Source organism: Rhodococcus qingshengii JCM 15477 (genome assembly GCF_023221595.1).
Lineage (GTDB): Bacteria > Actinomycetota > Actinomycetes > Mycobacteriales > Mycobacteriaceae > Rhodococcus_F > Rhodococcus_F qingshengii.
Genome location: NZ_CP096563.1, coordinates 5,544,056 through 5,567,525, shown reverse-complemented (window position 1 = coordinate 5,567,525; position 23,470 = coordinate 5,544,056). Strand labels below are relative to the sequence as shown.

Here is a 23,470-nt window from a genome sequence, read left to right as displayed (position 1 = left end):
TCACGGGTTTCACGCTACGCAGATCACTTGGGCCGTACCCGACTATCCGTGCCCGAAAAAGTAGGGCAGGAAATGCATCTGGACAACTCAGTTAATCATCATTATCTTGAATCGAACATCGATGGCTGACCAGGAGGCACAGTGAGCACCCGTTTTCCGCAGGCTGAATTGACCGAGGTGCCCGAGGACATCGCCGCCAAGATTCTCGAGATCCAGGAGAAGTCGGGGTTCGTGCCCAACGTCTTCCTGATGTTCGCTCGGCGCCCAGCCGAGTTCCGGGCATTCTTCGCATACCACGACGCGATCATGCTCAAGGAAGATTCCGCACTCACCAAGGGTGATCGAGAAATGATCGTCACCACGATCTCTGCGGCCAACAAATGTACGTACTGCGTTGTCGCGCACGGCGCAATTCTGCGTATCTACGAGAAGAAGCCGCTGGTTGCCGACCAGGTTGCGGTCAACTATCGCACCGCAGAAATCTCCGATCGTCAGCGCGCGATGCTCGACTTCGCCACCAAGGTGAACTCCGCCTCGCACGAAATCGCCGACGCCGACTTCGACGCCCTTCGTGTGCACGGCTTCGGCGACGAGGACGCGTGGGACATCGCCGCGATCACTGCATTCTTCGGGCTCAGCAATCGCATGGCGAGTTTCTCCGGCATGCTGCCCAATCCGGAGTTCTACCTGATGGGGCGCGTTCCGCGGTCCTGATTCTTGCGGGTAGAGCAGCAGCTCTCAATTTTTCGGACCGACCGGTCGTAACGTCTGGAAGTCAGCCGACGAAGTAAAGGCTGTCCACGCCGGAATTGCCGTCTTCGTAAAGAAGGCCGAAAGGTTGAGCGCTATGTCGGAGAAGTCCATCGCCCATTCTCGGAGGGTCCGCTCTGCGGCCGCCGGTGCCGTACTAGCTCTCGGATTGGCGGTGGGCGGCACGGGAATTGCATCGGCAGAGCCGGAAACCGTGTGTACCCCGAGCGCTGATCCGCTGGTGACCTGCGCCGAGGAAGAGGCAGCTGCCACCACCGACGCCGACGCGGCGACGAGCACCGAGAACACGCCGGAGAAGGTTGAAGCCGGGGTCGCCGGCACGGGCAGTGCCGAAACCGCTGGTACGGACGCTGCAGCACTGGCGGAAGCCGAAGCAAAAGCCAAGGCAGCTGCCGACGCGGCAGCGAAGGCCGCCGAAGCAGCCGCGACGGCAGGGGTCGACTCGTCCGCAGCGACAGACACTTCGGTGAAGGCGACCGAGGCAATGACCCAGGCGAGCGTCGAGGCAACCAAGGCGGCGGTCGAATCGACCAAGGCCAAGGCGGAGGCAGGGGCCGCGGAACAGTCTGCCAAGGAAGCCGAAGAGGCGGCCAAGGTTGCGGAGTCCGCGGCGGCCGATGCCAAGGAGGTAGCAAAAACAGCTCAGGCAGAAGCCGACGCGGCCGCAGCCAAGGCTGCGGAACTCGAGGAGGCTGCGAAGGCCGCCGGTTCGGGGCCCAAGACCGAAGAGGCAGCAAAGGCGCGCGCCGAGGCTAATGCTCTGCAGGCCAAGGCCGATGAGGCGAAGGCTGCCGCGGATGCAAACGCCAAGCTGGTTGCGGACAAGAACAAGGAAGCCGAGGAAGCCTTCAAGAACTGGGATTTCGCGAAGGCAGCCGTCGCTAAGGCTCAGGCGCTGGCCGCGGCTTGGAACGCCAAGCAGCTCGCGATCACCGTCAAGGAAACTCAGAAGGTGGCCACCGCCGCTGAAACCACGGCCAAGGCAGCCGAGTCCGCAGCTGCCACCGAGGTAGAAGCTGCTACCGCCGCCCGTAAGGCCGCAGATGAAGCGGCGGCTACTGCGGCTTCCGCGCAGAAGGATGCCGACGCTGCGCAGAAGGCCGCGGAGACGGCCCAGGCCGAAGCCGATGCTGCGGGCGAGGCTGCCACCGACAAGCGAGCCATCGCCGACGAAAAGGCTGCCGAAGCCGCCAAGAAGGCCGAAGCTGCCGAAGCGGCGAGCAAGAAGGCGCAGGATCTCTACCTGGCCGCCGAAGACGCGAAGGCCGCAGCCGACGCCGCGGCAGCAAAGGCCAAGGAAGCTCAGGCCGCTGCAGCCGCCGCAAAGGCCGAAGCGGATGCAACGCAGAAGATCGTCGACGAGCTCAAGGCAAAGGGCGAGAAGGAGATCGACAACGGAACAGGCGTCGGCGGTGAAGTGATCATCGGTGAGCACACTGACGACGGCTCCGGGGTCACGAAGGTCGACGAGACCACCGCTGTAGTGAACAAGACCGGCGTCAAGCTGGTCGGCTACTACAACAACAAGGGAGCCTTCGACGTCGTCGACTACTACGTAACCGATGCCGACGGCGATCCGGCGCTCGCCGGAAGCCTGCCCCCGGTCGACCTTGCTCTCGGTGACACCGCAAGCAGCAGCACCAGCGGTAGCAGCAACTCCAACCTGCCGGCTGTATTGATCGGCGTCGGAGTCGTGGGCGCTGCCGCCGCAGCAGCTACGACGGTGGTTGTTCGTCGCAAGCGTCATGACGGCCCGGGCAACACGTCTGCGTAGCCTCGGTCTCTCGGCGGTAGCGATCCTCGCCCTCCTCGTATCCGGATGTTCGGGCGAGAACGCGGGATCGCTACCTGACCGCTCGCCGGTGCAGTCGCATATCGCGGCTGCACCGGCTTCGGTGACCGTCGATCCGGCAGAACCCGAGAGGATCGAGTTGAGGTCTGCGTCCGGGGTCACGTACCTGAGCAGTCCGTTGCACTCGGAGAAACTGATGCGCGGCGGCGAGAGTGGGCAGCAACTGAATCCCGTCGACGAACTGCCGGTGTGGTGGGGTGAAAGCGGAATGCCGGGAACGTCGACCACACAAACAGTTGTCGTGGTCGGCCACAACTACACCACTCGCGAAGCACCGTTCCGGGCGCTCCGGGTAGTGGAGCCGGGCGATCGAATTCTCCTGGGTACACCGAACGGCACACTCGAGTACGACGTCGAAACAGTCGGGCCGCTGCACAAAGGTTCGCTGCTGGGCGCTCACGAGTTGCGCGAATCGGTTCCGGGACGGCTGATCCTCGCCAATTGTGATGTCGTCGAAGGAGAGTCGACCGACGACAATTACGTTGTCATCGCCCAGCTGGCAGCGCACTGAATCCGTGGCAGTGCAAGAATAGGTACATGGATTCCCTCGGACTTCTCTCGGAACTGGTAGCTCTCGACACGGTCTCGGGGGAGTCCGCTCCTCAACAGCGGGCGATGGATTCGATTGTCTCGTTGGTTCTCTCACGTGCGCCACAGGCGAAGGTGGAGTCAGACCTGACCGGCAATCATCCCTGGGCCTTGATCACCAACGAAGCTGCACCCTCGGCAGCCAGACTCCTGTTCGCCTGCCACGTGGACACGGTGCCGGTGGGCACTGTCTCCGACTGGGAGTTCGATCCGTATGCCGCACAGGTCGACGGCGAATTGTTCCTCGGCAGAGGGACATCGGATATGAAGGCCGGCCTTGTTGCCGCTACTGCCGCGGTTGTCGACGCTTTCGAACGTGGAGTCCCGGTCGCGCTGTTGCTGACGAGCGACGAGGAAATCGGATCGCTCGGGGCTGTTCGTTCGGCCGACGCCGTTGCGAATCTCGAGGTCGGGGCCGTCATCGTTCCCGAGGCGACCGGCAATCGCATCAACCTGGGGCACCGCGGCGCACTGTGGCTCGAAGTGTCCGTCAAAGGAAAAGCCGCGCACGGGAGTACGCCGCAGCGAGGAACCAACGCCGTCCTCAAACTGCTTGACGTCGTCGACCGAGCCCGGCGTGAGCTTCCGCTGTCGTCCGACGCGTTTCTGGGTGCCGAAACCTGGAACCTCGGCTTGGTCGGCGGGGGTTCGGCTCCGAACATCGTGCCGGACAGTGCACGTGCGGTGATCGATCACCGCACGGTGGGAGACGGCGCCGACCTGCTCGCGTGGTGGCGAGCCCAACCAGAAGTCGACTCGGTGGAGACGTCGATTCATCTGGGAGGTGTGCGTACCGACGCGTCGGACCCGTGGTTGGCCACCCTGCCTATCCCTGTTGCAACCGAACCGGTTTCGTACTTCACCGACGCTTCGGTACTGGCCGCCGCCGCCCCTGGTGCTCCCGTCGTGATCTGGGGCCCTGGCACTCCCTCGCTGATGCATGCGGCCAACGAAAGCGTCAAGGTCTCCGAACTGGACGATGCGATCGCTGCTTACGGTGCGGTTGCCGCCGCTTGGCCGACGGTGGACTGACGGACAATCAGTTCAGGAGCAAGCGCGATGTGGGCTGTCGACTCGGAAGAGTTGTTCATCGCCTGATCCAGAAGTCGCACAGCTTCTTCCGCGATTCTTTCCTGCGGCTGCCCGACGGTGGTCAACGGCGGGTTGCACAATTCGGAGAACGGGATGTTGTCGAAACCGGTGACCAGAACGTCGCCGGGAACGTCGATGCCCAATGTGTGACACGTCTGCAACACGCCAAGTGCGATCAAGTCGTCGGCGCAGACCAGGGCGTCGGGGCGAGTTTTGCCGGTCAGGATGATGTTGGATGCCGTGCGCCCCCACTCGATCGAGTACTCGCCGAGTTGTGTCCACTCGTCACGAGTTTCGATGCCCATTCGATCCGCGTGGCGGAAGAAGCCGGCCCGGCGAAGTTCTGTTGACGAATTGGTCAGCTCGGAACTGATGAAGGCGGCTGATTGCGCGCCACGCTCCGACAGATGCTCCATCACCAGGGATTGAGCGGCGTCGTCGTCGACGCCGACCCAGTCCGTCTGGGTATCCATTGCAAACCGGTCCAGTTGAACGACCGGAAGCGTTGCCGCGCTGGCTCGGACGGCCTCGGCACTCAGTTCGCCGTGGCACGGGCTGATGATGATTCCGTCCACTTGCCGGGAGACGAGCGACTTGAGTCGCTGCGCTTCCACGTCGGGATCGGAACGAGAATCGCACAGGAACAGTTGTAGTCCGCGCCGAGCGAGGACGTGTTCGACGTTGACCACCAGCGAAGTGAAGAAGGGGTTCGCGATACTCGGAACCACCATTCCGACAGTGTCCGTCCGATTACGACGCAGTGAGCTGGCGATGATGTTTCCCGAGTATCCGAGAGAGTCCGCGGCTCGTTTGATCGTCGCTGCAAGCTCGTCCGAGACAGGGCGGGATCCGGACAGTGCCCGCGACACGGTGGCCGTCGACACCCCGGCCAGTTCCGCGACATCGCGAATGGTCGCCTTGCGCATGCGTCCCCCGTTTTCTGCTCGATTCGGGTCCGAGGTTATCGAACCGCACGGTCCAGTGTCCCGCATGTAACGCGATTGAGGCAATCGTTTACAAATTCGAATTGTGAAATCCTTGACACAACCCGGTGTTGATCGCATAACCTGCTAATTCATCAAGGCAATCGATTACATCGTGTGCAGATCTTGTGCATGGACATACAGCGCAAATCTTGCGCATGGAATGGGGTAGCTGAAGTGACCGCATCACCGCTCGGAGTCTTTCCGCCCAAGCCCTCGGCGCTGGCAGAGATGTTCACCGGCACGCCATCTCTCATCGGGGCCATTCACCTCCCGGCCCTGCCGGGCAGCCCGCACTACACCGGGCAGCCGGTTTCGGAAATTGCTCGCTTCGCCGTCGAGGAAGCACACGCGTATGTCGACAACGGTTTCGACGGTGTGATCGTCGAAAATCACTGGGACATACCGTTCCTCAAGCCCGGCGAACACGGATACGAAACCGCCGCCAGCATGGGAGTCATCACGGCAGCGGTGGTCGGCGAGTTCGGCAAGGCGGTCGGCGTCAGCATCCTGTCCAACGCCGGCGAGTGCGGAGTGGCCGCAGCGTGGGCGGCAGGCGCGAGTTTTGTGCGCGTCAATCAGTGGGCAAATGCCTACATTGCCAATGAGGGATTCATCGAGGGTCAGGCGGCCAAGACGACGCGCTTCCGCCATCGCATCGGTGCCGACCCGGTCCGGATCTTCGCTGACGTGCACGTCAAGCACGGTGCGCATGCCATTGTCGCGGACCGCACTGTCGCGGAACAGACCGAAGACGCCGAGTTCTTCGACGCAGATGTTCTGATCGCGACGGGTTCGCGCACCGGTGACGCCGCTTCGGTCGACGAGGTTTCCGTGATCCGAGACAACACCGTTCTTCCCGTGATCATCGGATCCGGCATCACGGCTGCCAATGTCGCAGCGCTGATGAAGGAATGCGACGGCGCCATAGTTGCATCCTCGGTGAAGGACAATGGACGCTGGTGGGGACGGGTCGCAGGCGAGAAGGTCCGCGAACTGTCCCGGGCCGCAGGAAAGTAACCATGATTGTCTTTTGTGGATACGCCAACAACGATGTGACGGTACATGTCCCACACGTACCGGAACTCGGTGAGCGCGTTCAGGCAACGGCCATCAGTCAGATCGACGGTGGAATGAATGCAAATGCTGCGGTATCCGCGGCCAGAATGGGCGCGCAAGTGATCTTTGCCGGTGCCGTGGGCCCGGACGCGCGGTCCACCGAGTTTCTCGAATCCCTCGAGGCAGATGGCGTCGACACCAGTTGGTCGCCGCGAGATGCGTTCCTGTCGACGGCAGTTGTTCTCATCGCGCAGGACGGCGATCGCTCCATCATCAGCCAGGACGACCCGAACGATGCCGAACGCATCGGAGTTGTCGTCACCCGATTGGCCGCTGCCGGCGGTGGACGACTGTTCCTCGACGGATACCGTGCGGTCTTCCTCCCGGATGAATTACCGGGAAGCGTAAGTCTGGTAATCGATCTGGACGGTTGTGAAAACAAAGCCGCGGCACTGCGCGCGTTCGCTCTGGCCGACCACGTCGTCGTAGGGCGTGCCCTGTGGGAAGGCGAGTTCGGGATCGGTTTCGACCAGTGGCAGACTCTGGCCGCCGAGCACCACACCCACCTGCTGGTGACCGACGGCTCGCGAGGTTGGACACTGGCCACACCGGACGGCGAGGTGACGAGCGAACCGGCAGTAGTGGTCGACGTCGTCGATGCAGTCGGGGCCGGTGATTGCTTCGGCGGTACGTACATCGCTTTTGTCGACGCCGGGCGCTCACCGGTGGACGCCGCACGACTCGCCGGGGCATCGGCTGCATTGGCTTGCGCCACCGCAGGCCCCCGCGGATGCCCCACCCGAGATGAATTGGACAGCTTCACAGCAACATTGACCCCTCACACCCTTTTGGAGACTCGATGATGAAACGTGCATTGCCTCTGGCGCTGGGAGCTGCAGTCGCGCTCACGCTCACCGCTTGTGACTCGGCTTCGTCGAGTGACTCGAAGGACGCATCGGGGGGCTCGTCCATCCCGCAGCCGACCCGGGTCGCCGAAAGCTGTGACGGGACGAACGGCAAGCTCAAGGTCGGTCTGGTGACCATCAACCTCCAGGCGCTGTACTTCAACCAGATCAACAATGCCGCGAAGAACGTCGCGGACAAGGCAGGCGTCGACCTGCAGATCATCAGCGGCAACGACGATTCCGTCGCGCAGGCCAACGCCTTCGACAATCTGATCGCCGCCGGAGTCGACGCGATCATCGTCGATGCAATCGACACGGACGGAATCAAGCCGTCGGTGGTCAAGGCCAAGAACGCGGGCATCCCCGTCGTCGCGGTCGACGCGACCATCGACGATCCGGCACTGTCGACTCAGGTCGGTACGGCCAACGCCGAGGGTGGCGCCAAGATCGGAAACACCTTGGCCGACGTCGCGAACAACACCGGAACGGTCGGTATCGTCGGCGCGCTCAACAGTACTGTCCAGTTGGAGCGGCAGAAGGGCTTCACGGAGACCGTGACCGGCCGCGGAATGACCGTCGGCACCGTCGTGGACGGACGTAACATTCAGGAGAACGCACAGACCGCGGCGGAGAACCTGCTGACCGGCGGTGGCGACATGAAGTACGTCTACGCAACCGGTGAGCCGGCACTGATCGGTCTCGTCGCGGCGGTCAACAGTCAGAAGGCGCAGGATCGCATCGAAGCAGTCGGTTGGGATCTTTCGGATCAGGCGGTAGGCGGACTCAAAGCCGGTTGGCTTAAAGGCGTGGTCCAGCAGAACACCTTCGAATTCGGCCATGAGGCAATGAATTCGGCAATCGACCTGGCTTGCGGACGCGGCGCTCCGGCAAACATCCCGGTTCCCACCCAGATCGTGACCCCGGAGAACGTGGCCGACTACATGTACTACTTGGAGAAGTAATCATGGCACCTCCACTGATCGAACTCTCGGGCATCACCAAGTCGTACGGACCGGTGAAGTCCCTTCAAGGAGTGGACCTTCGGCTGGCGAAGGGTGAAGTACTCGGAGTGGTCGGCGACAACGGCGCCGGTAAGTCCACTCTGATGAAGATTCTCGCCGGTGCGGTTCAGCACGACGGCGGCGAAATGCGCGTCAACGGTGAACCAGTGCGCTTTTCGACGCCTCTCGACGCCCAGCAGAAGAAGATCGGAATCGTCTACCAGGATCTGGCTCTGTGCGACACGCTGGATGTCGCCAGCAACCTGTTCCTCGGCAGAGAACCGCGAAAAGGCCCCTTCCTCGACCGGCATGCCATGCACGAGAAGGCGGCTCACATTCTTGCCGACCTGCATGTCAAGGTGAAGTCGACCTACCAGGAGATCGGGCAACTGTCCGGCGGACAGCGGCAAACCGTCGCGATCGCCCGCGCTGTCTCCTTCCGCCCAGACGTACTGATCCTCGACGAGCCCACCGCAGCGCTTGCCGTCGCCGAGGTCGAGTCGGTGCTCAAGCTGATCACGGACGTCGCAGCGGCCGGCGTGGGCGTCATTCTCGTGACACACCGCCTGCAGGACCTGTTCCGCGTGTGTGACCGAATCACGGTCATGTACGAGGGGCAGAGTGTCGACGACGTTCCGATCGGCGACCTCAACATCGAGTCCCTCGTCGGACTCATCACTCGAACTCCGGTGCCGCAACGGACATCGGCAGCAACACAGGGAGCCACGGCATGACCACTCTCGAGAAGCCCCAGGCGCCGATCGAGCGCAAGCTCGCCGCGAAACCCTCCTTGTGGGACAGCGTCAACAAGCCCACCCTCGCGATGCTGGCGGTGACAGTTGCTGTCGCAGCCGTCTTCTCGGCGACCACGTCGTCGTTCCTGACATTCACGAACCTGTCGAACCTGGCAACCCAGATCGCTCCGGTTCTGATCATCGCGGTGGCGATGACTTTCGTGATCACGGCAGGTCAGATCGACCTGTCCGTCGGTGCGATCGTCGCGTTCGTCGCGGCGATGAGTGCCGAGCTTATCCAGGCCGGCGTCGATTCGTCCCTGGTCTTCGTCGCCGCCCCGGTGATGGGTGCAGCCTGGGGCCTGGTCAACGGATGGCTCGCTGCCTATCAGGGCATTCCGCCGTTCATCGTGACTCTGGCGACGATGTCCGTCATTCGCGGTATCGCGCTGTATCGGACCGAAGGATTCTCCGTTCCGGTTCCGGCCGACACTTACTTCGCCAAGCTCGGAACTGCTGAGTTCCTCGGGTTCTCCGCCAGCGCCTGGATTGCTCTCGTCGTCGTGGTCATCGGAGCAATTGCGCTCAACCGCATGCGCTTCGGGCGCTACGTCACCGGTATCGGATCCAACGTCGAATCCGTGCGACGGTCCGGCGTCAACACGCGTCGTGTGCTCATGATGACGCTCGTCTTCACCGGCCTGGCTGCCGGCATCGCGGGACTGCTGATCGCGGCTCGACTGGGCTCGGGTTCGGCCAACTCCGCAACGGGATTCGAGCTCACCGTGATCACCGCGGTGGTTCTCGGTGGCACCAATCTCTTCGGCGGTCGCGGCACCGTGATCGGTACCGTCATCGGCGCCGTCCTGACCGGAATCATCGCCAACGGACTGACCCTGCTCGGCGTGAGCCCGTTCCTGACGCCGATCATCACCGGTGTCGTTCTGCTACTGGCCATCTGGATCAACATGCGCGGACATACACTGAGCGCGCTGTGGCGACACCTGCAGTCCGCACCGTCGGGGCCTGCACGCTCATGAGCAAGGTTCGTACCGTCACGGGAACCGTGGACAGCTCGGAACTCGGACTGGTTCTCCCACACGAACATCTGCACAACGACGTCACCGGTGCGTACACCGAGGCCCCGGATCCGGTTGTGGCGCAGCGGTTGGCTGGTCCGGTACGCGCCGAGGATGCCTGGCTTCTTCACGACAATCCGTACTACAGTCTTGACAATTGTCGAGTCGACGACGGATCGGCCGTGGTGGAAGACCTTGCGGACTTCGCCCGCCTCGGTGGTCGGACGATCGTCGATCTGACACCGCCGGGACTGGGCCGGGCACCGGAGAAGCTGGCGGAGTTCTCGCGAAAGTCAGACGTGCGAGTGATCATGGGTTCAGGGTGGTACCTCGAGACGACCCATCCGGTCGAGGTCCACGAACTCGGTGTCGACGATCTGGCAGGTTCGCTCGTCGAGGAGTTCGATCCGGCAAAGGAATTGGCTCCTGGCGTGATCGGGGAGATCGGAGTCTCCCCGCTCTTCACTCAGAACGAGGCGAAAGCGTTGCGGGCGGCATGCATCGCCCAGCGCGAGGTGGACGTGCCCCTGTTCGTCCACCTTCCGGGCTGGCAGCGCGTGGGACATCACGTCGTCGACATCGTGGTCGACGAGATGGGCGTCGATCCGCAAGCAGTGGTCCTGTGCCACATGGACCCGTCCGGACACGACGCCGACTACCAACGATCGCTCGCCGACCGCGGTGTCTTTCTCGAGTTCGACATGATCGGGATGCCTTTCGATTTCCCCGGCGAGGGTCTTTCTCCACATCCGGCGGAAACAGCCACTGCGGTAGCCGGATTGGTCACCTCCGGTCACGCATCACAGCTCCTGCTCAGTCACGACCTCTTCCTCAAATCAATGCTCAGAAAGCACGGCGGAAACGGATTCTCCTACGTACCACTCGCCTTCGCCGCCCGATTGGTGCGCGCAGGCGTAGATCCCCAGCAAGTGTCCGCATTGATGCGAGACAACCCGAGGTCGCTCTTCGAGCAGGCCGCGAAAGGAAACAGAAGCAGTCATGGGTAAACGAGTACTGATCGCCGGCGAGAGCTGGATGACGACGTCGACGCACGTCAAGGGCGTCGACGAGTTCAGTGTCCATTCCTACGTCGAGGGAGTCGGCCCGCTTCGGGATGCGCTCACCTCACGTGGCCACGACGTGACACACATGCCCGCACACCTGGTGCCGACGCAGTTCCCCGGTACCGCAGAAGCACTGTCGCAGTTCGACGTCGTCGTTCTCTCCGACATCGGAGCGAACTCGCTGCAGCTGGCTCCCGGCGTGTTCGACCAGTTCCGCGCCGGCGAGGATCGCCTTGTCGCGCTTCGTGACTGGGTGAACGCCGGCGGCTCACTGATGATGATCGGTGGTTACCTCTCGTTCTCCGGGTTCCAGGCGCGAGCAGCTTTCCGCCAGACCGCGATCGCCGAGGTACTGCCCGTGACGATGCTGGCCGAGGACGATCGCGTCGAGACACCGGCTGGGATCGTTCCCACCGTCGTCGATGCTGCTCACCCGGCTCTCGGTAATGCCGGCGATTCCTGGCCCGCGCTCCTGGGATACAACCGCGTCGTCGCGAAGGACGGTGCCGTGGTTCCCGCCACCATCAACGGCGATCCGCTTGTCGCTGCCGGTGAATACGGCGCCGGACGGTCGATCGTCTTCACCTCGGACTGCTCGCCGCACTGGGCTCCGCCGGAGTTCTGTGAGCAGTGGCCCGGATACACCGACCTGTTCGACGGCTTGATCAGTTGGGTCGCCGGCGAATGAGTCGCTCCTCAGACCTGCTCGCGCGGCAGCAGAGTAATCTCGCTGCCGCGCGGGCGGTTCCATTCATCGAGGACACCATCGGCGGGACGTTGAGTGATGAGGGATTCCGCCGGTACCTCGTGATCGAAGAGGCATTTGTACTGACGGCCGTCAAGGTGTTGGGGTTGGTGGTCGCCGAATCCCCGACGCTCGACGACGCGCTCGACCACGTGACGTCGATGTCGAACCTGGTGGGCGAGCAGCGCGAGTATTTCGCGCAGTTGCGTTCCCGCTTCCCGTACGAGGGTGACGCAGCGGCGCTGGTCGAGGAGTCGGCCGTGCTGTCCACGCACGCCTTGGCCCTCGCTCGCGAAGAGGGCAGGGCGGCGGCGCTGGTGGGCATGTACGCCGCGGAAACCCTGTATCTGTCGTGGTGCCGGGAGGCGGCGGCAGTGAAGGTAGATCGCGAACCAGCGTTGCAGGACTGGGTGGACATGCATGTCGCTCCGCCGTTCGTGTCTCAGGTGGCGGTGCTGGCGTGCGAGGTGGACGCCATGCCGAAGTCCGTGAGCGACGAGGACCTGGATCGGTGGTTCTCGGGCATGCTGGCCGCAGAGATCGATTTTCACAACGTGGTGGTGTGAGGTACTGCTGTGCGCCTTTATTAACCCCCGGCGGTTAATAAAGGCGCACAGCAAAAGGCCCGTAGGTCGCTTTCGCAACCTACGGGCCTCTTCTTTGTAGCGGGGACAGGATTTGAACCTGCGACCTCTGGGTTATGAGCCCAGCGAGCTACCGAGCTGCTCCACCCCGCGTCGGTGTGAAACCAACAGTACACGACTTCTGGAGGCGCAATTACCACCCCCTGTCACCGGCTGGAGTGCGCGCTTTCCGAGTAGTAACCGCGGATGTGTCCGACTATGCGCTGACGTGCGAGTTCGCCGTCACCCGCGTTGACCGCATCCACCAATCCTCGGTGTTCGTCACGCAGTCGCATGCAGGTGCTCGGCCAGCTGTCGATCTGGACGCCCGCGAGAACGTAGGCCTCGATGGACTCGCGCAGGCCGGTCATCATGGCTGCGATCACCTGATTGCCCGCCGCGTCGGCGAGCGCCACGTGGAACTGTGCGTCGAGTAGCAAGAATTCCTCGGCCGAGAGAGCTGCGTCCTCCATCGAGTCGAGCAGTTCGACGGCCGCGCGGAGGTCGGGCGTCGGAGTCCGCGATGCCAGGGATTGCATCACCTCGGATTCGAGAACGAGTCGTGTCTTCACCACATCCGAGACCGGAAAGCCTTGTGCTGCAACCTGCATCCGCATCAGCATGGTCATACCGCCGGTCGGTTTGGCTACGATCATCGCGCCGGACGTCGGGCCGGAGCCAGTCTGCGCCTTGAGGAGGCCGAGTGCTTCCATGACCCGCAACGCTTCTCGGACCGATGACCGTCCGACGCCCAACTCTGCTGCCAGAATTCTCTCTCCCGGCAGGCGCTGGCCAGGAGACACCTCGCCTGAAACGAGCCGACGTTCGAGGTGGCTCAGTACTTGTTCCCACGCTCGCGGGCTCGGCTCGGTCGGCATGAGGCAAGAGCATAACCGGGTGGACGCCGTTTATGGGGTGGCCTGTACAGGGATGTATTACTGTGGTCAGACCACACCGACAGATTGCGGGGAACCACATGCGAGTAGCGCTGTTCGCCACCTGCATCGGGGACACGATGTTTCCCGACGCCGTCAAGGCCACCGCCCTCCTGCTCACCCGTCTCGGGCACGACGTCGTGTTTCCGTCCGGGCAGACCTGCTGCGGGCAGATGCACGTCAATACCGGCTATCAGCCGGGCGCACTACCGCTGGTCGCGAACTACGCCGACACCTTCGGTGATGCGTCGATCGACGCGGTTGTCGCACCATCGGGGTCGTGCGTCGGCTCGGTCCGTCATCAACACGAGATCGTCGCCGAGCGCTACGGCACCGCGTCGCTGTGTGGACAGGTGCAGACCGTGAAGGCAAAGACGTACGAGCTCTCCGAATTCCTCGTGGACGTTCTCGGGGTCACCGATGTGGGCGCGTACTTCCCGCACCGGGTCACCTATCACCCGACCTGTCACTCACTGCGGATGCTGAGGGTAGGGGACAAGCCACTTCAGTTGCTGCGCAACGTCCGCGACATCGATCTGGTCGAACTCCCCGAAGCAGATTCCTGCTGTGGATTCGGCGGCACCTTCGCCATCAAGAATGCGGAGACTTCGACGGCCATGCTGGCGGACAAGATTCGCCACGTTGCGGACACCGGCGCCGAATTCTGCAGCGCCGGAGACTCGTCCTGCCTCATGCACATCGGCGGCGGTATGTCACGACTGCAGATGGGCGCCAAGACTATTCACCTCGCGGAGATTCTGGCGTCGGTGGAAAGCCGGGTGCGCGCATGAGCGCTGTGACGCTGGGTCTGCCCAGCTTCCCGCCGAGGTCGCCCGAGGGTGCAGGGTTCCTGCGAGGTACTGAGAAATTCCCCGTCGCAGCACATCACGAGCTGGCCAACGCGCAACTGCGACGCAATATCGGCAAGGCGACGCACACCATCCGTGCCAAGCGCATCAACGTGACTGGAGAGCTTCCCGATTGGGAAGACCTGCGTGATGCGGGTTCGGCGATCAAGGCCGACGTCATGGCGCGGTTGCCGGAACTGCTCGAACAGTTCGAAGCTGCAGTCATCGCGCGCGGTGGGCAGGTGCATTGGGCGGCAGATGCCAACGAGGCCAACGCCATTGTGACCGAACTTGTCAAAGCCACCGGCTCCGACGAGGTCATCAAGGTCAAGTCGATGGCCACGCAGGAGATCGGTCTCAACGAGCATCTCGAAGCCCACGGAATCACCGCCTACGAGACCGATCTCGCGGAATTGATCGTCCAACTCGGCCATGACAAACCGTCGCACATCCTGGTTCCCGCGATCCATCGCAACAGGTCCGAGATTCGGGAGATATTCCTTCGTGAGATGCCAGATGTCGATCCGAACCTCGGGGAGAACCCGGCCGAACTTGCCGCAGCTGCACGAAAGTTCTTACGCCACAAGTTCATGACGACGCCGGTCGCCGTCTCCGGCGCCAATTTCGGCATCGCGGACACGGGCACTCTGACCGTCGTGGAGTCGGAGGGCAACGGGCGAATGTGCCTGACGCTGCCGAAAACACTGATCACCGTTATGGGCATCGAGAAGATTCTGCCGACGTATCAGGATCTGGAGGTCTTCCTGCAACTGCTGCCGCGGTCCTCGACGGGGGAGCGGATGAACCCGTACACCTCCATGTGGACCGGCGTCACGCCCGACGACGGTCCACAGGAGTTCCACCTGGTCCTCCTCGACAACGGTCGGACTGCCGCGCTTGCCGACAAGATCGGGAGGGAAGCCCTGAGCTGCATACGGTGCTCGGCGTGTCTGAACGTGTGCCCGGTCTACGAGCGCACCGGCGGTCACGCCTACGGATCGACCTATCCGGGACCGATCGGCGCGGTGCTGACTCCGCAGCTCGCGGGCATGCATGGCAAAGACGATCCCAACTCGACGCTTCCCTTTGCCTCGAGTCTGTGCGGTGCGTGCTTCGACGCCTGCCCGGTCAAGATCGACATACCCTCGCTGCTCGTCGAATTGCGGCACCAGAAGGTCGCGCAATCCGGTGTCACAGCAGAGTCTTTGGCGATGAAAGCCGCCTCTCTGGCGATGTCGACCGAGGGCCGGTGGACGTTGGCTCAGAAAGCTGCCGGGCTCGGACGCGTCGTGGCCGGCAGGAAAGGGAAGATCTCTACGTTGCCACCTCCATTGAACGGTTGGACAGCTGCCAGAGACATTCCCGCACCGCCCAAGCAGACCTTCCGATCCTGGTGGGACTCCGACGAAGGCCGCGCGGCATTGGACGAGGCTCGTCGTGACGGGAAGGCGGACAGATGAATTCACGTGACGTGGTGCTCGGACGCATTCGTGATGCCATCACCTTGGCGGCCGCCCGCGAAGGCGAGATACCGCGAAACTACCGGACTGGCAGAACCATGTCCGACGAGGAACTCATCGATTTGTTCGTCGACCGTCTGGTGGACTACAAGGCGCACGTTCACCATTGCGCTGCAACAGAAATCGCCGAGGCCGTCGCCGGAATACTGAGAGAGCACGGACTACACACTCTGGGGATCCCCGCCGGCCTCGACCGATCATGGGTAGCCGGATTCGACGGAACGCTGGTGGTGGACAGCCCGGACGTACCGGCTCCTGAACTCGAGAACCTCGACGCCGTTGTCACCGGCTCGAAGGTATCGTGCGCCGAAACCGGCACCATCTTCCTCGACGCCGGTCCATCACAGGGACGCCGTGCGTTGACACTGGTACCGGACACACACATCTGCGTCGTGTATCGCAGCAGTGTGGAAGTGGGAGTGCCGGAGGCGATTGCGAAGCTGACACCGGAGCGCCCCACCACCATGATCAGCGGCCCGTCGGCGACCTCCGACATCGAACTCGAGCGCGTCGAAGGTGTCCATGGTCCGAGGAATCTTCACGTCGTCATCGTCGACGGTTGATTCCCGTCGAGCGGGAACTCGGAGGCAGCGGGCCACATCAGCGTCTAACGTCCCGGCCATGACACAACTGTTGGCAGGCAAGGTCGTTTTCATCACCGGTGCAGCGCGGGGTCAGGGACGCAATCACGCGATTCGACTCGCGCAGGAAGGTGCAGACGTCATCGCTGTCGACGTGTGCGCGTCGGTGTCCGAAGACGTGGGTTACGCGGCCGCGACTGAAGCCGACCTCGAAGAAACGGCTCGTCTCGTGCGAGCGGAGGGGCGCGAGATCGTCACCGCTGTAGCGGACGTCCGTGACCTCGAGGCACTGCGTGCGGCGGTGGCGTCGGGCGTCGACAAGTTCGGTCGCCTCGACGTCGTGATTGCCAATGCGGGCATCGCTACGTGGAACCGCTTCTGGGAGATGCCTGAAGAGCAGTGGTCGACGCTGGTGGACATCAATCTCAATGGTGTCTGGCGCACGATGACAGCTGCGGTTCCTGCAATGATCGAAGCCGGCAACGGTGGTTCCATCGTGATTGTGAGCAGTGCTGCCGGCGTCGCCGAAGCGCCCGGCTGCGCGCACTACTCGGCGGCCAAGCACGGCCTCGTGGGTTTGGCTCGCACTGCTGCAACGGAATTGGGAAGCTTCGACATTCGAGTCAACACCATCCACCCTGGCGCGGTGGAGACCGAGATGGGCAACGATCCCAACGTCGGTAAGGTACTCACTACTCATCCGGAGTACATGAACTCGTACAAGTGGCCGCTCACGTCCGTCCCGCGCACCACCGTCGAGGACATCTCCAACGCCGTCGTCTACCTCGCGACGGACCTCTCCCGCGCGGTCACCGGGACGAAGATCGTCATCGACATGGGTCAGACGATGGCGTAGTTGCGCTCAGAGGAGATTGAACTGCGCGACCTCGATGGTGTTCTCGACTGCCTCCGAGAGTGCGCGAATACGTTCGTCGGCGCCTGGCGCGGTCAAAATCGCCAGGCGATCGGCGTCACCCATCGGAATGCTCCTGGCGAGGGCATACAGCCGAGAACCCAGCGGATCCAAGGGATCCGGTGGGACGGGCATTCGCGGAGTCTGTTCGCCGGCCCGAAGTGCGAGCTTTCCCAACATTCCGTACATGAACTCGATGCGCTCGAGGAGCGAGTCGTATTCGTAAGCAGTGACTGGTGTTCCGTTGTTCTCGTCAGGCCACAATTCGACCTCGGCAAGTGGGTAGGGATCGTCCGGCAGCCATCGATTGACCCGGATGCGGTCTTCGGTCCGGCAATACAACTGATACCGCCCGGCACCCATGGCGACATGAGACTCGATCCGAGCCAGAGTGCCGACGTCGTGACGTGATTCGCCGCCACCGACCTCGTGGCCACGAGCGATGAGCACGACTCCGAACAGTGGGCCGTCGGCAGCTTCGAGAACGTTCTCGACCAGTGCGCGATACCGAGGTTCGAAGATGTTCAGGGGCAACACCTCACCCGGTAGCAAAGCGGAGCCGAGCGGAAACATGGGGAAGATGGGCATCAGGGGATTCTCAACCTCGGAATCGGAGGGGCGGGGAAATCGCCGGGGCGATCGATTTCGGCGAGCAGGTGTTCGGACCACGTCAGTAGACCGGGGATATCGAGGCCGTGCGGACTCTCGACCTCGTAGTGCCTGATGCGGTCGTGACCCTGGCCGAGGAGTGAGACGGCGCCGGTGTTGTTGCCCCGAAGCAGATGGGTGAGCCCGACGGCCAACTGAGCCAGTCCCTGCCACAGGTCACGTTCCTCGGGCGGCGCGCTTTTCCACGTTCCTTCGAGAATCTCGTGTGCGTGGAAAGGCATGCCGTGGTCGAGGAGGCGCTGCGCCTCGGTGATCGACTCGTCTGGTGGCAGGCGTACATCGTCCGGAATGCGCGGGACACCGCCCGCTGCGTCGCGTGGCAGTGGACGTCCGAGTCCGTCACGGGGCCGCGAATTGAGGGGTTTCCCAGCGGCGTCCCGGTCGCGTTCGGTCATACACTCAGCCTAACGGCAGCGCCTCGGCCGAACTCGCCGAAAGTTTTTTCGAGTCGCCTGTCGATTCCGGGGAGAACCGTTCGTCGTCATGTTGTAAGGCAGGAAAGCCGCAAGAAAAACAACAGACCAAGGAGTCAGTCATGAAGTACATGTTGCTCATCTACACCGCACCCGGCGGAGACACCGAACCCCAGTGCACGTTCGAGGACTGGCAGCAATACGACAAGGAAATGAAGGATGCCGGCATCTGGGTGTCCGGCGATGCCCTCGCCGATCTGACGACTACGACGACGGTTCGGGTCTCGCAGTCCGGAGAAAAGACCGTCACTGACGGACCCTTCGCTGAAACCCGTGAGATCCTCGGCGGCTACGACGTCATCGACGTCCCTGATCTGGATGCGGCGCTGGCCTGGGCCGCGCGGTGCCCCGGCGCGCGCGACGGCGGCAGCGTCGAGGTGCGTCCACTGGCCGGGTTCGGGGACTGATTCGCCGTGGACGAGCAGGCCGAGAACTCCATCGAGTCAGTGTTCCGGGAGGAACGCGGACGACTCTTGGCCTCGCTCGTCCGCCGCTTCGGTGATCTGGATCTGGCCGAGGAAGTCACCTCCGAAGCCGTCGAGGCCGCGTTGGTGCACTGGCCCGTGGACGGAGTGCCGGCTAAACCCGGCGCCTGGCTGCTGACCACGGCGCGTCGTAAAGCCGTCGACAGGCTTCGTCGTGATCAGGCCTATGCGGCGCGATTGGCGGTGATGCAGGTGGACGCCGATCGTGCCGACCCGGCGCCGCCCACGGTCGACGGAGAACTTCCCGACGAGCGGTTGCAGCTGTTCTTCACCTGCTCGCACCCAGCGCTGGCCGAGGACGACCGAATCGCACTCACCTTGCGTTGCCTCGGCGGGTTGACGACGCCCGAAGTCGCTCGGGCCTTCCTCGTTCCTTCGGCGACGATGGCGCAGCGGATCGTGCGCGCGAAGAAGAAAATCCGTCAGGCTCGGATTCCCTTCCGCACTCCCAGCGCCGAAGAACTCCCGGAACGTTTGCCCGGTGTTCTGCAGGTGATCTACTCGGTGTTCACCGAGGGGTACGCAGCGAGTTCGGGTCCGGATCTGCAACGCGTCGACCTGGCGGTGGAGGCGATCAGGCTGGCGAGGATCTTGCGCGCATTGCTTCCCGATGAGCGCGAGATCGCCGGGTTGCTTGCATTGATGCTTCTCGTCCACGCGCGTCGGGATGCCCGTACCGACGCCGCCGGCGGGATCGTCCTCCTCGAAGATCAGGATCGCGGGTGCTGGGACCAGCCGATGATCGAGGAAGGCAGCGACCTCGTCGTAGTCGCGTTGACCGGGGGAGCGCCGGGGCCGTACGGGGTGCAGGCCGCTATCGCCGCATTGCACGACGAGGCCGCCGATGTGGAGAGCACCGACTGGCCACAGATCTGCGCTCTCTACGGAGTGCTCCTCACGCTGACTCCGTCGCCGGTCGTGGCCGTCAATCGGGCAGTAGCGTTGGCGATGCGCGACGGCGAGGAAGTCGGGCTGACTGCGCTGGAGGAACTGGCAGCGGAGCCCAAACTTGCCGACTACCATCCGTATCACCTTGCACGAGCCGAACTACTTGCTCGGTTGGGGCGCACCGACGCAGCGGCATCCGCGTACCGACAAGCTCTGAAACTCGTTGGTACGGAACCGGAGCGGGCCTACCTGGAGCGTCGGTTGGGTGAGATCTCCGATTGATCGGCTCCTATCGAGGGACGTCGAGATCGAAGTACAGGGTCTCGGACCAGTAACCGAGGCCGAGCTCGCGTAGCGGTTCCTCGACGCTCTCCTGAGTCGGCGTGAACAGCCGCTCCCAGAAGCGCGGCTTGGCGGGTGCGAGTGTGGCCAGAGCCGCCTCCATCTCGGCGTCGATGTCCGCCAGACCGGTCATCAGGGCCGCGCCCTGTTCGGCGAACGGTTCGTCGTCCATGTCGAAGATCTCGCCGCACTCGAGGACGAAGTAGTGGTCGGGTTCGGTGTGGCTGCGCAGGAAACGCAGCGCATCGCCGGCCATCGTGCCGAGTTCGGGGTGATCGATTCGGCCGAGGAAGTCTTCGAGCCGGGCGATACCAGGACCGCAGTGCGCGGTGACCGCGATCAGGTCTGGGGTGTCGTCCCAGATGACCGACTGGTGGGCGAAGGGATTCACGGACACAAGGATCCTCGGGACCAGCGGTATCGCGTACGACCACTCGGAGATACCGGTGAGACCTCGGGCGCGAGCGGCAGCCGGATTCTCATGCGGAGCAACAGGGGTCGAGTAGAGATAGGTGCGGTTGGCCACTGGCCGAGTCCTTTCTGCGGTCGGTGTCACCTGATTCAGGCGGCGCCCACCATCCTCAATGCCAGGTCTCCGTACAGTTTTCCGATGTCTTCCGGATTCGTGTAATTGCCGGCCGGGAACCAGCGGCACACGTCGACGCACAGGGACATCAAGGCGAGGGTGACGCCTTCGGCATCGGGGATCGTGAAGTCGCCTGACTGCACGCCGGCATCGACAACCTCCCGGACCACCCGCGTCGTGCTGCGGCGAAGCGCGACGACGGTTCGGTAGTGCTCTGGTGTGAGGGCAGTGAGTTCGTACTGGACAACGCGAGCGAGTGAATGGTGCCCCGCCTGCCAACTGGCGAAGGTGCTGATCAGTTCCCGCAAACGAACGGACGGTTCACCCGGTCGGTCGGCGCCCTCGACCACCTTCAACGCTTCGGTGTGGCCTTCGTAGCTGATCGCGAAAAGCAACTCTTCTTTCGAGCGGTAGTGCGGGTACATGGCGGCGGGACTCATATCGAGGCGCGCAGCGATGTCACGGGTGGTGGTGCCGCCGTAGCCGGCAGAGGCAAAAGCGTCCACGGCTGCCGCGCGGATACGGGCCGCAGCTTTGGAGGGGCTGATCACCACGTCAGGTGAATCGCTCACGGTTTCCTCCAGGTGTGACGGATTTCGATGTTGACAATATCCCGCTCTCGATTCACTATAAGCAGGTGCTTAGATTCTAAGCGAATGCTTAGGAACATCGTTACGTGTGGCTTTGCCACGCCGAAAGGAAGCAACTCGTCATGCGTCGCACTCTGTACGGACCCGATCACGAGGCATTTCGCGAATCTGCTCGCGAATTCGTCAACCGGAACATCCTTCCGGTCGCAGAGAAGCTGATCGACCAGCGCTTCATCGATCGTGAAATCTGGCTCGAAGCGGGACGCAACGGCTTCCTCGGACTCGAGGTTCCGGAGGCGTACGGCGGAAGCGAAGCCGGCGACTACCGCTTCAACGCGGTTCTGGCCGAAGAGCTCTCGCGCGCCAGTGCAGCTGTTGCCTCGAGCTTCGGCATTCACGCCGACGTCGTTGCTCCCTACCTCGTTCAGCTCACCACCGAAGAGCAGAAGCAGCGTTGGCTGCCCAAGTTCTGCACCGGTGAGATGCTGACGGCCATCGGCATGACCGAGCCTTCCGGTGGATCCGACCTCGCCTCGCTCAAGACCACTGCGGTCAAGGACGGCGACGACTGGATCATCAACGGCTCCAAGACCTTCATCACCAACGGCTACAACGCCGACCTCGTGATCGTGGCGGCTCGGACCAGTCCCGAGAAGAAGTCCAAGGGCATCACCCTCTTTGCCGTCGAGACCGGCATGGAAGGCTTCGAGCGCGGACGCAAGCTCGACAAGGTCGGCCAGCACGAGTCCGATACCGCCGAACTGTTCTTCGAGAACGTTCGCGTGCCGTCCACCAACATCATCGGTGAGATCGACCGCGGCTTCATCCACATGATGGAAATGCTGCCGCAGGAGCGCGTCGGCGCTGCGGTGTCCAACATCGCGCACGCCGCTCCGATCCTCGAAGAGACGCTGCAATATGCCAAGGACCGCAAGGCTTTCGGTCAGCCGATCGGCTCGTTGCAGTGGAACAAATTCCTTCTCGCGGATCTCGTCACCCGCATCGAGGTCACCCAGGCCTACGTCGACAACTGCGTCGCGGCACACGCTGCTGGCGAGCTGACCGCCATCGACGCCGCCAAGGCTAAGTGGTGGACCGCGCAGGTGCAGAACGAGGTCCTCGATCACTGCGTTCAGTTGCACGGTGGCTACGGCTTCATGACCGAGTACCGCGCCGCTCGCGCGTGGATGGACGCCCGCGTCACCAAGATCTGGGCCGGATCCAACGAGATCATGAAGGAACTCATCGGCCGCGATCTCGGCCTGTAATTTCGCAACTGCAGTCGATACGTCACTGCAACCGCCACTTCCCGAACCCGACGACACAGGAGCATCACCGCGCATGTCTGTTCTCGACAAGTTCTCTCTGACCGATCGAGTGGTCATCGTGACCGGTGCGTCGTCGGGCCTCGGGGTGGCGTTTGCGAAAGCCGCAGCAGAGGCCGGCGCGGACGTCGTCCTCGCTGCTCGCCGCGTCGACAAGCTCGAAGACACGGCCAAGCTCGTGCGTGACGCAGGCCGCGAAGCATTGTGCGTGGTCACCGACATCGTCGATCCGGCTCAGGCTCAGAACATGGTCGACGCCGCGATGGAGAAGTTCGGCCGCGTGGACGTGCTGGTCAACAACGCCGGCGTCGGAACTGCCGTTCCGGCGACCCGCGAGACCCCGGACCAGTTCCGCGCCGTCATCGACATCAACCTCAATGGGTCCTACTGGGCAGCGCAGGCCTGCGGCCGCGTCATGCTCCCGGGCAGCTCCATCGTCAACATCTCGAGCATTCTCGGATTGACGACCGCCGGACTCCCGCAGGCCGCCTATGCGGCGAGCAAGGCAGGCGTCGTCGGATTGACCCGCGACCTCGCACAGCAGTGGGGAACGCGCAAGGGCATTCGCGTCAACGCGATCGCGCCCGGCTTCTTCAAGTCGGAAATGACGGACCAATACAACGACGGTTACTTGGACGCGATGGCTCCGCGCCTGATCCTCGGCCGCATGGGCGATCCGGAAGAGCTCGCGGCCACCATGGTGTGGCTCGCGTCCGAGGCCGGCGGATACGTCACCGGTCAGACCATCGCCGTCGACGGAGGAATCACCATCACCTGACGCCGATGCCGAGATGTCGCCGGCTTTGCCGTATAAGTAGC

Annotated in this window: 26 protein-coding genes and 1 tRNA gene; 20 read left to right on the top strand and 7 right to left on the bottom strand. The window is 63.1% G+C overall.

Annotation, left to right across the window (positions count from 1 at the left end; genetic code table 11):
• Window positions 1–141 precede the first annotated feature (141 nt).
• The 4 genes from M0639_RS25610 (at window position 142) to M0639_RS25595 (ending at window position 4,243) form a co-directional block, all read left to right on the top strand.
• Window positions 142–714 (top strand): peroxidase-related enzyme, encoded by a 573-nt coding sequence (locus M0639_RS25610; RefSeq protein WP_003940498.1) that lies wholly within the window; start codon window positions 142–144, stop codon window positions 712–714.
• A gap of 133 nt (window positions 715–847) precedes the next feature.
• Window positions 848–2,545: a hypothetical protein gene (locus M0639_RS25605; RefSeq protein ID WP_064073895.1), complete on the top strand. Its 1,698-nt coding sequence runs from the start codon at window positions 848–850 to the stop codon at window positions 2,543–2,545.
• Window positions 2,517–3,134 (top strand): sortase domain-containing protein, encoded by a 618-nt coding sequence (locus tag M0639_RS25600; protein WP_047272058.1) that lies wholly within the window; start codon window positions 2,517–2,519, stop codon window positions 3,132–3,134. The genes M0639_RS25605 and M0639_RS25600 overlap by 29 nt, the downstream gene beginning before the upstream one ends.
• Before the next feature lie 26 nt (window positions 3,135–3,160).
• Window positions 3,161–4,243 (top strand): M20/M25/M40 family metallo-hydrolase, encoded by a 1,083-nt coding sequence (locus tag M0639_RS25595; protein ID WP_030536559.1) that lies wholly within the window; start codon window positions 3,161–3,163, stop codon window positions 4,241–4,243.
• On the opposite strand, the gene M0639_RS25590 is transcribed toward M0639_RS25595, so the two are convergent.
• Window positions 4,204–5,229, bottom strand: coding sequence for a LacI family DNA-binding transcriptional regulator (locus M0639_RS25590; RefSeq protein WP_003939717.1), 1,026 nt, complete (start codon window positions 5,227–5,229; stop codon window positions 4,204–4,206). The genes M0639_RS25595 and M0639_RS25590 overlap by 40 nt on opposite strands.
• Before the next feature lie 234 nt (window positions 5,230–5,463).
• Between M0639_RS25590 and M0639_RS25585 the strand changes: the two genes are divergently transcribed.
• From M0639_RS25585 to M0639_RS25550, 8 genes are read left to right on the top strand one after another with little or no spacing between them, the layout of a single operon-like run.
• Complete coding sequence (locus M0639_RS25585) at window positions 5,464–6,306, top strand: BtpA/SgcQ family protein (protein ID WP_003940276.1); 843 nt, start codon at window positions 5,464–5,466, stop codon at window positions 6,304–6,306.
• Between the two features lie 2 nt (window positions 6,307–6,308).
• Window positions 6,309–7,208 carry a carbohydrate kinase family protein gene (locus M0639_RS25580; RefSeq protein ID WP_064073896.1) on the top strand — a complete coding sequence of 300 codons (900 nt, stop codon included), beginning with the start codon at window positions 6,309–6,311 and terminating at the stop codon, window positions 7,206–7,208.
• The gene (locus tag M0639_RS25575) at window positions 7,205–8,212 is read left to right on the top strand and encodes a substrate-binding domain-containing protein (protein WP_019745494.1); all 1,008 of its coding nucleotides are present in this window, start codon (window positions 7,205–7,207) and stop codon (window positions 8,210–8,212) included. Before M0639_RS25580 ends, M0639_RS25575 begins: the two co-directional genes overlap by 4 nt.
• A 2-nt stretch (window positions 8,213–8,214) precedes the next feature.
• On the top strand, window positions 8,215–8,985 hold the full coding sequence (locus tag M0639_RS25570) for an ATP-binding cassette domain-containing protein (protein WP_003939830.1): 771 nt from the start codon (window positions 8,215–8,217) through the stop codon (window positions 8,983–8,985).
• Window positions 8,982–10,025 (top strand): ABC transporter permease, encoded by a 1,044-nt coding sequence (locus M0639_RS25565; RefSeq protein WP_064073897.1) that lies wholly within the window; start codon window positions 8,982–8,984, stop codon window positions 10,023–10,025. Before M0639_RS25570 ends, M0639_RS25565 begins: the two co-directional genes overlap by 4 nt.
• Window positions 9,980–11,071, top strand: a complete 1,092-nt coding sequence (locus M0639_RS25560) for a phosphotriesterase family protein (RefSeq protein ID WP_228232250.1) — start codon at window positions 9,980–9,982, stop codon at window positions 11,069–11,071. Before M0639_RS25565 ends, M0639_RS25560 begins: the two co-directional genes overlap by 46 nt.
• On the top strand, window positions 11,064–11,816 hold the full coding sequence (locus M0639_RS25555) for a glutamine amidotransferase (RefSeq protein WP_054828143.1): 753 nt from the start codon (window positions 11,064–11,066) through the stop codon (window positions 11,814–11,816). The genes M0639_RS25560 and M0639_RS25555 overlap by 8 nt, the downstream gene beginning before the upstream one ends.
• Window positions 11,813–12,439, top strand: a complete 627-nt coding sequence (locus M0639_RS25550; RefSeq protein WP_064073898.1) for a TenA family protein — start codon at window positions 11,813–11,815, stop codon at window positions 12,437–12,439. The genes M0639_RS25555 and M0639_RS25550 overlap by 4 nt, the downstream gene beginning before the upstream one ends.
• Window positions 12,440–12,536: 97 nt before the next feature.
• Here the strand turns inward: M0639_RS25550 and M0639_RS25545 are convergent.
• A tRNA-Met gene (locus M0639_RS25545) sits at window positions 12,537–12,610 on the bottom strand.
• A 53-nt stretch (window positions 12,611–12,663) separates the two neighbouring features.
• Window positions 12,664–13,374, bottom strand: coding sequence for a FadR/GntR family transcriptional regulator (locus tag M0639_RS25540; protein WP_030536564.1), 711 nt, complete (start codon window positions 13,372–13,374; stop codon window positions 12,664–12,666).
• 98 nt (window positions 13,375–13,472) lie between these two features.
• Here M0639_RS25540 and M0639_RS25535 point away from each other — a divergent pair, with 98 nt between their 5' ends.
• Genes M0639_RS25535 through M0639_RS25520 form a run of 4 tightly spaced genes read left to right on the top strand, consistent with a single transcriptional unit; the run spans window position 13,473 to window position 17,236 of the window.
• Window positions 13,473–14,222 carry a (Fe-S)-binding protein gene (locus tag M0639_RS25535; RefSeq protein WP_030536565.1) on the top strand — a complete coding sequence of 250 codons (750 nt, stop codon included), beginning with the start codon at window positions 13,473–13,475 and terminating at the stop codon, window positions 14,220–14,222.
• Window positions 14,219–15,739, top strand: coding sequence for a LutB/LldF family L-lactate oxidation iron-sulfur protein (locus tag M0639_RS25530; protein ID WP_064073899.1), 1,521 nt, complete (start codon window positions 14,219–14,221; stop codon window positions 15,737–15,739). Before M0639_RS25535 ends, M0639_RS25530 begins: the two co-directional genes overlap by 4 nt.
• Window positions 15,736–16,362: a LutC/YkgG family protein gene (locus M0639_RS25525; protein WP_064073900.1), complete on the top strand. Its 627-nt coding sequence runs from the start codon at window positions 15,736–15,738 to the stop codon at window positions 16,360–16,362. The genes M0639_RS25530 and M0639_RS25525 overlap by 4 nt, the downstream gene beginning before the upstream one ends.
• Before the next feature lie 58 nt (window positions 16,363–16,420).
• Entirely contained in the window at window positions 16,421–17,236 is an 816-nt protein-coding gene (locus M0639_RS25520; protein ID WP_007730029.1) for a mycofactocin-coupled SDR family oxidoreductase, read from the top strand.
• Window positions 17,237–17,242: 6 nt separating this feature from the next.
• Here M0639_RS25520 and M0639_RS25515 read toward each other — a convergent pair whose 3' ends face one another.
• Window positions 17,243–17,881: an LON peptidase substrate-binding domain-containing protein gene (locus M0639_RS25515; RefSeq protein WP_064073901.1), complete on the bottom strand. Its 639-nt coding sequence runs from the start codon at window positions 17,879–17,881 to the stop codon at window positions 17,243–17,245.
• Complete coding sequence (locus M0639_RS25510) at window positions 17,881–18,357, bottom strand: DUF309 domain-containing protein (protein ID WP_003940372.1); 477 nt, start codon at window positions 18,355–18,357, stop codon at window positions 17,881–17,883. Before M0639_RS25510 ends, M0639_RS25515 begins: the two co-directional genes overlap by 1 nt.
• 140 nt (window positions 18,358–18,497) lie before the next feature.
• Here M0639_RS25510 and M0639_RS25505 point away from each other — a divergent pair, with 140 nt between their 5' ends.
• Both M0639_RS25505 and M0639_RS25500 read left to right on the top strand, forming a co-directional pair.
• The gene (locus M0639_RS25505; protein ID WP_007730031.1) at window positions 18,498–18,842 is read left to right on the top strand and encodes a YciI family protein; all 345 of its coding nucleotides are present in this window, start codon (window positions 18,498–18,500) and stop codon (window positions 18,840–18,842) included.
• Window positions 18,843–18,848: 6 nt separating this feature from the next.
• Complete coding sequence (locus tag M0639_RS25500; RefSeq protein ID WP_003940594.1) at window positions 18,849–20,090, top strand: RNA polymerase sigma factor; 1,242 nt, start codon at window positions 18,849–18,851, stop codon at window positions 20,088–20,090.
• Between the two features lie 7 nt (window positions 20,091–20,097).
• On the opposite strand, the gene M0639_RS25495 is transcribed toward M0639_RS25500, so the two are convergent.
• Entirely contained in the window at window positions 20,098–20,676 is a 579-nt protein-coding gene (locus M0639_RS25495) for a DUF7822 domain-containing protein (RefSeq protein WP_064073902.1), read from the bottom strand.
• Between the two features lie 35 nt (window positions 20,677–20,711).
• The gene (locus tag M0639_RS25490) at window positions 20,712–21,308 is read right to left on the bottom strand and encodes a TetR/AcrR family transcriptional regulator (RefSeq protein ID WP_054802273.1); all 597 of its coding nucleotides are present in this window, start codon (window positions 21,306–21,308) and stop codon (window positions 20,712–20,714) included.
• A gap of 140 nt (window positions 21,309–21,448) precedes the next feature.
• Here M0639_RS25490 and M0639_RS25485 point away from each other — a divergent pair, with 140 nt between their 5' ends.
• A complete protein-coding gene (locus tag M0639_RS25485) occupies window positions 21,449–22,594 on the top strand; it encodes an acyl-CoA dehydrogenase family protein (RefSeq protein ID WP_007730036.1) in 1,146 nt (381 codons plus the stop codon).
• 73 nt (window positions 22,595–22,667) lie between these two features.
• Window positions 22,668–23,429, top strand: coding sequence for an SDR family NAD(P)-dependent oxidoreductase (locus M0639_RS25480; protein WP_064073903.1), 762 nt, complete (start codon window positions 22,668–22,670; stop codon window positions 23,427–23,429).
• The last annotated feature ends 41 nt before the right edge of the window (window positions 23,430–23,470 follow it).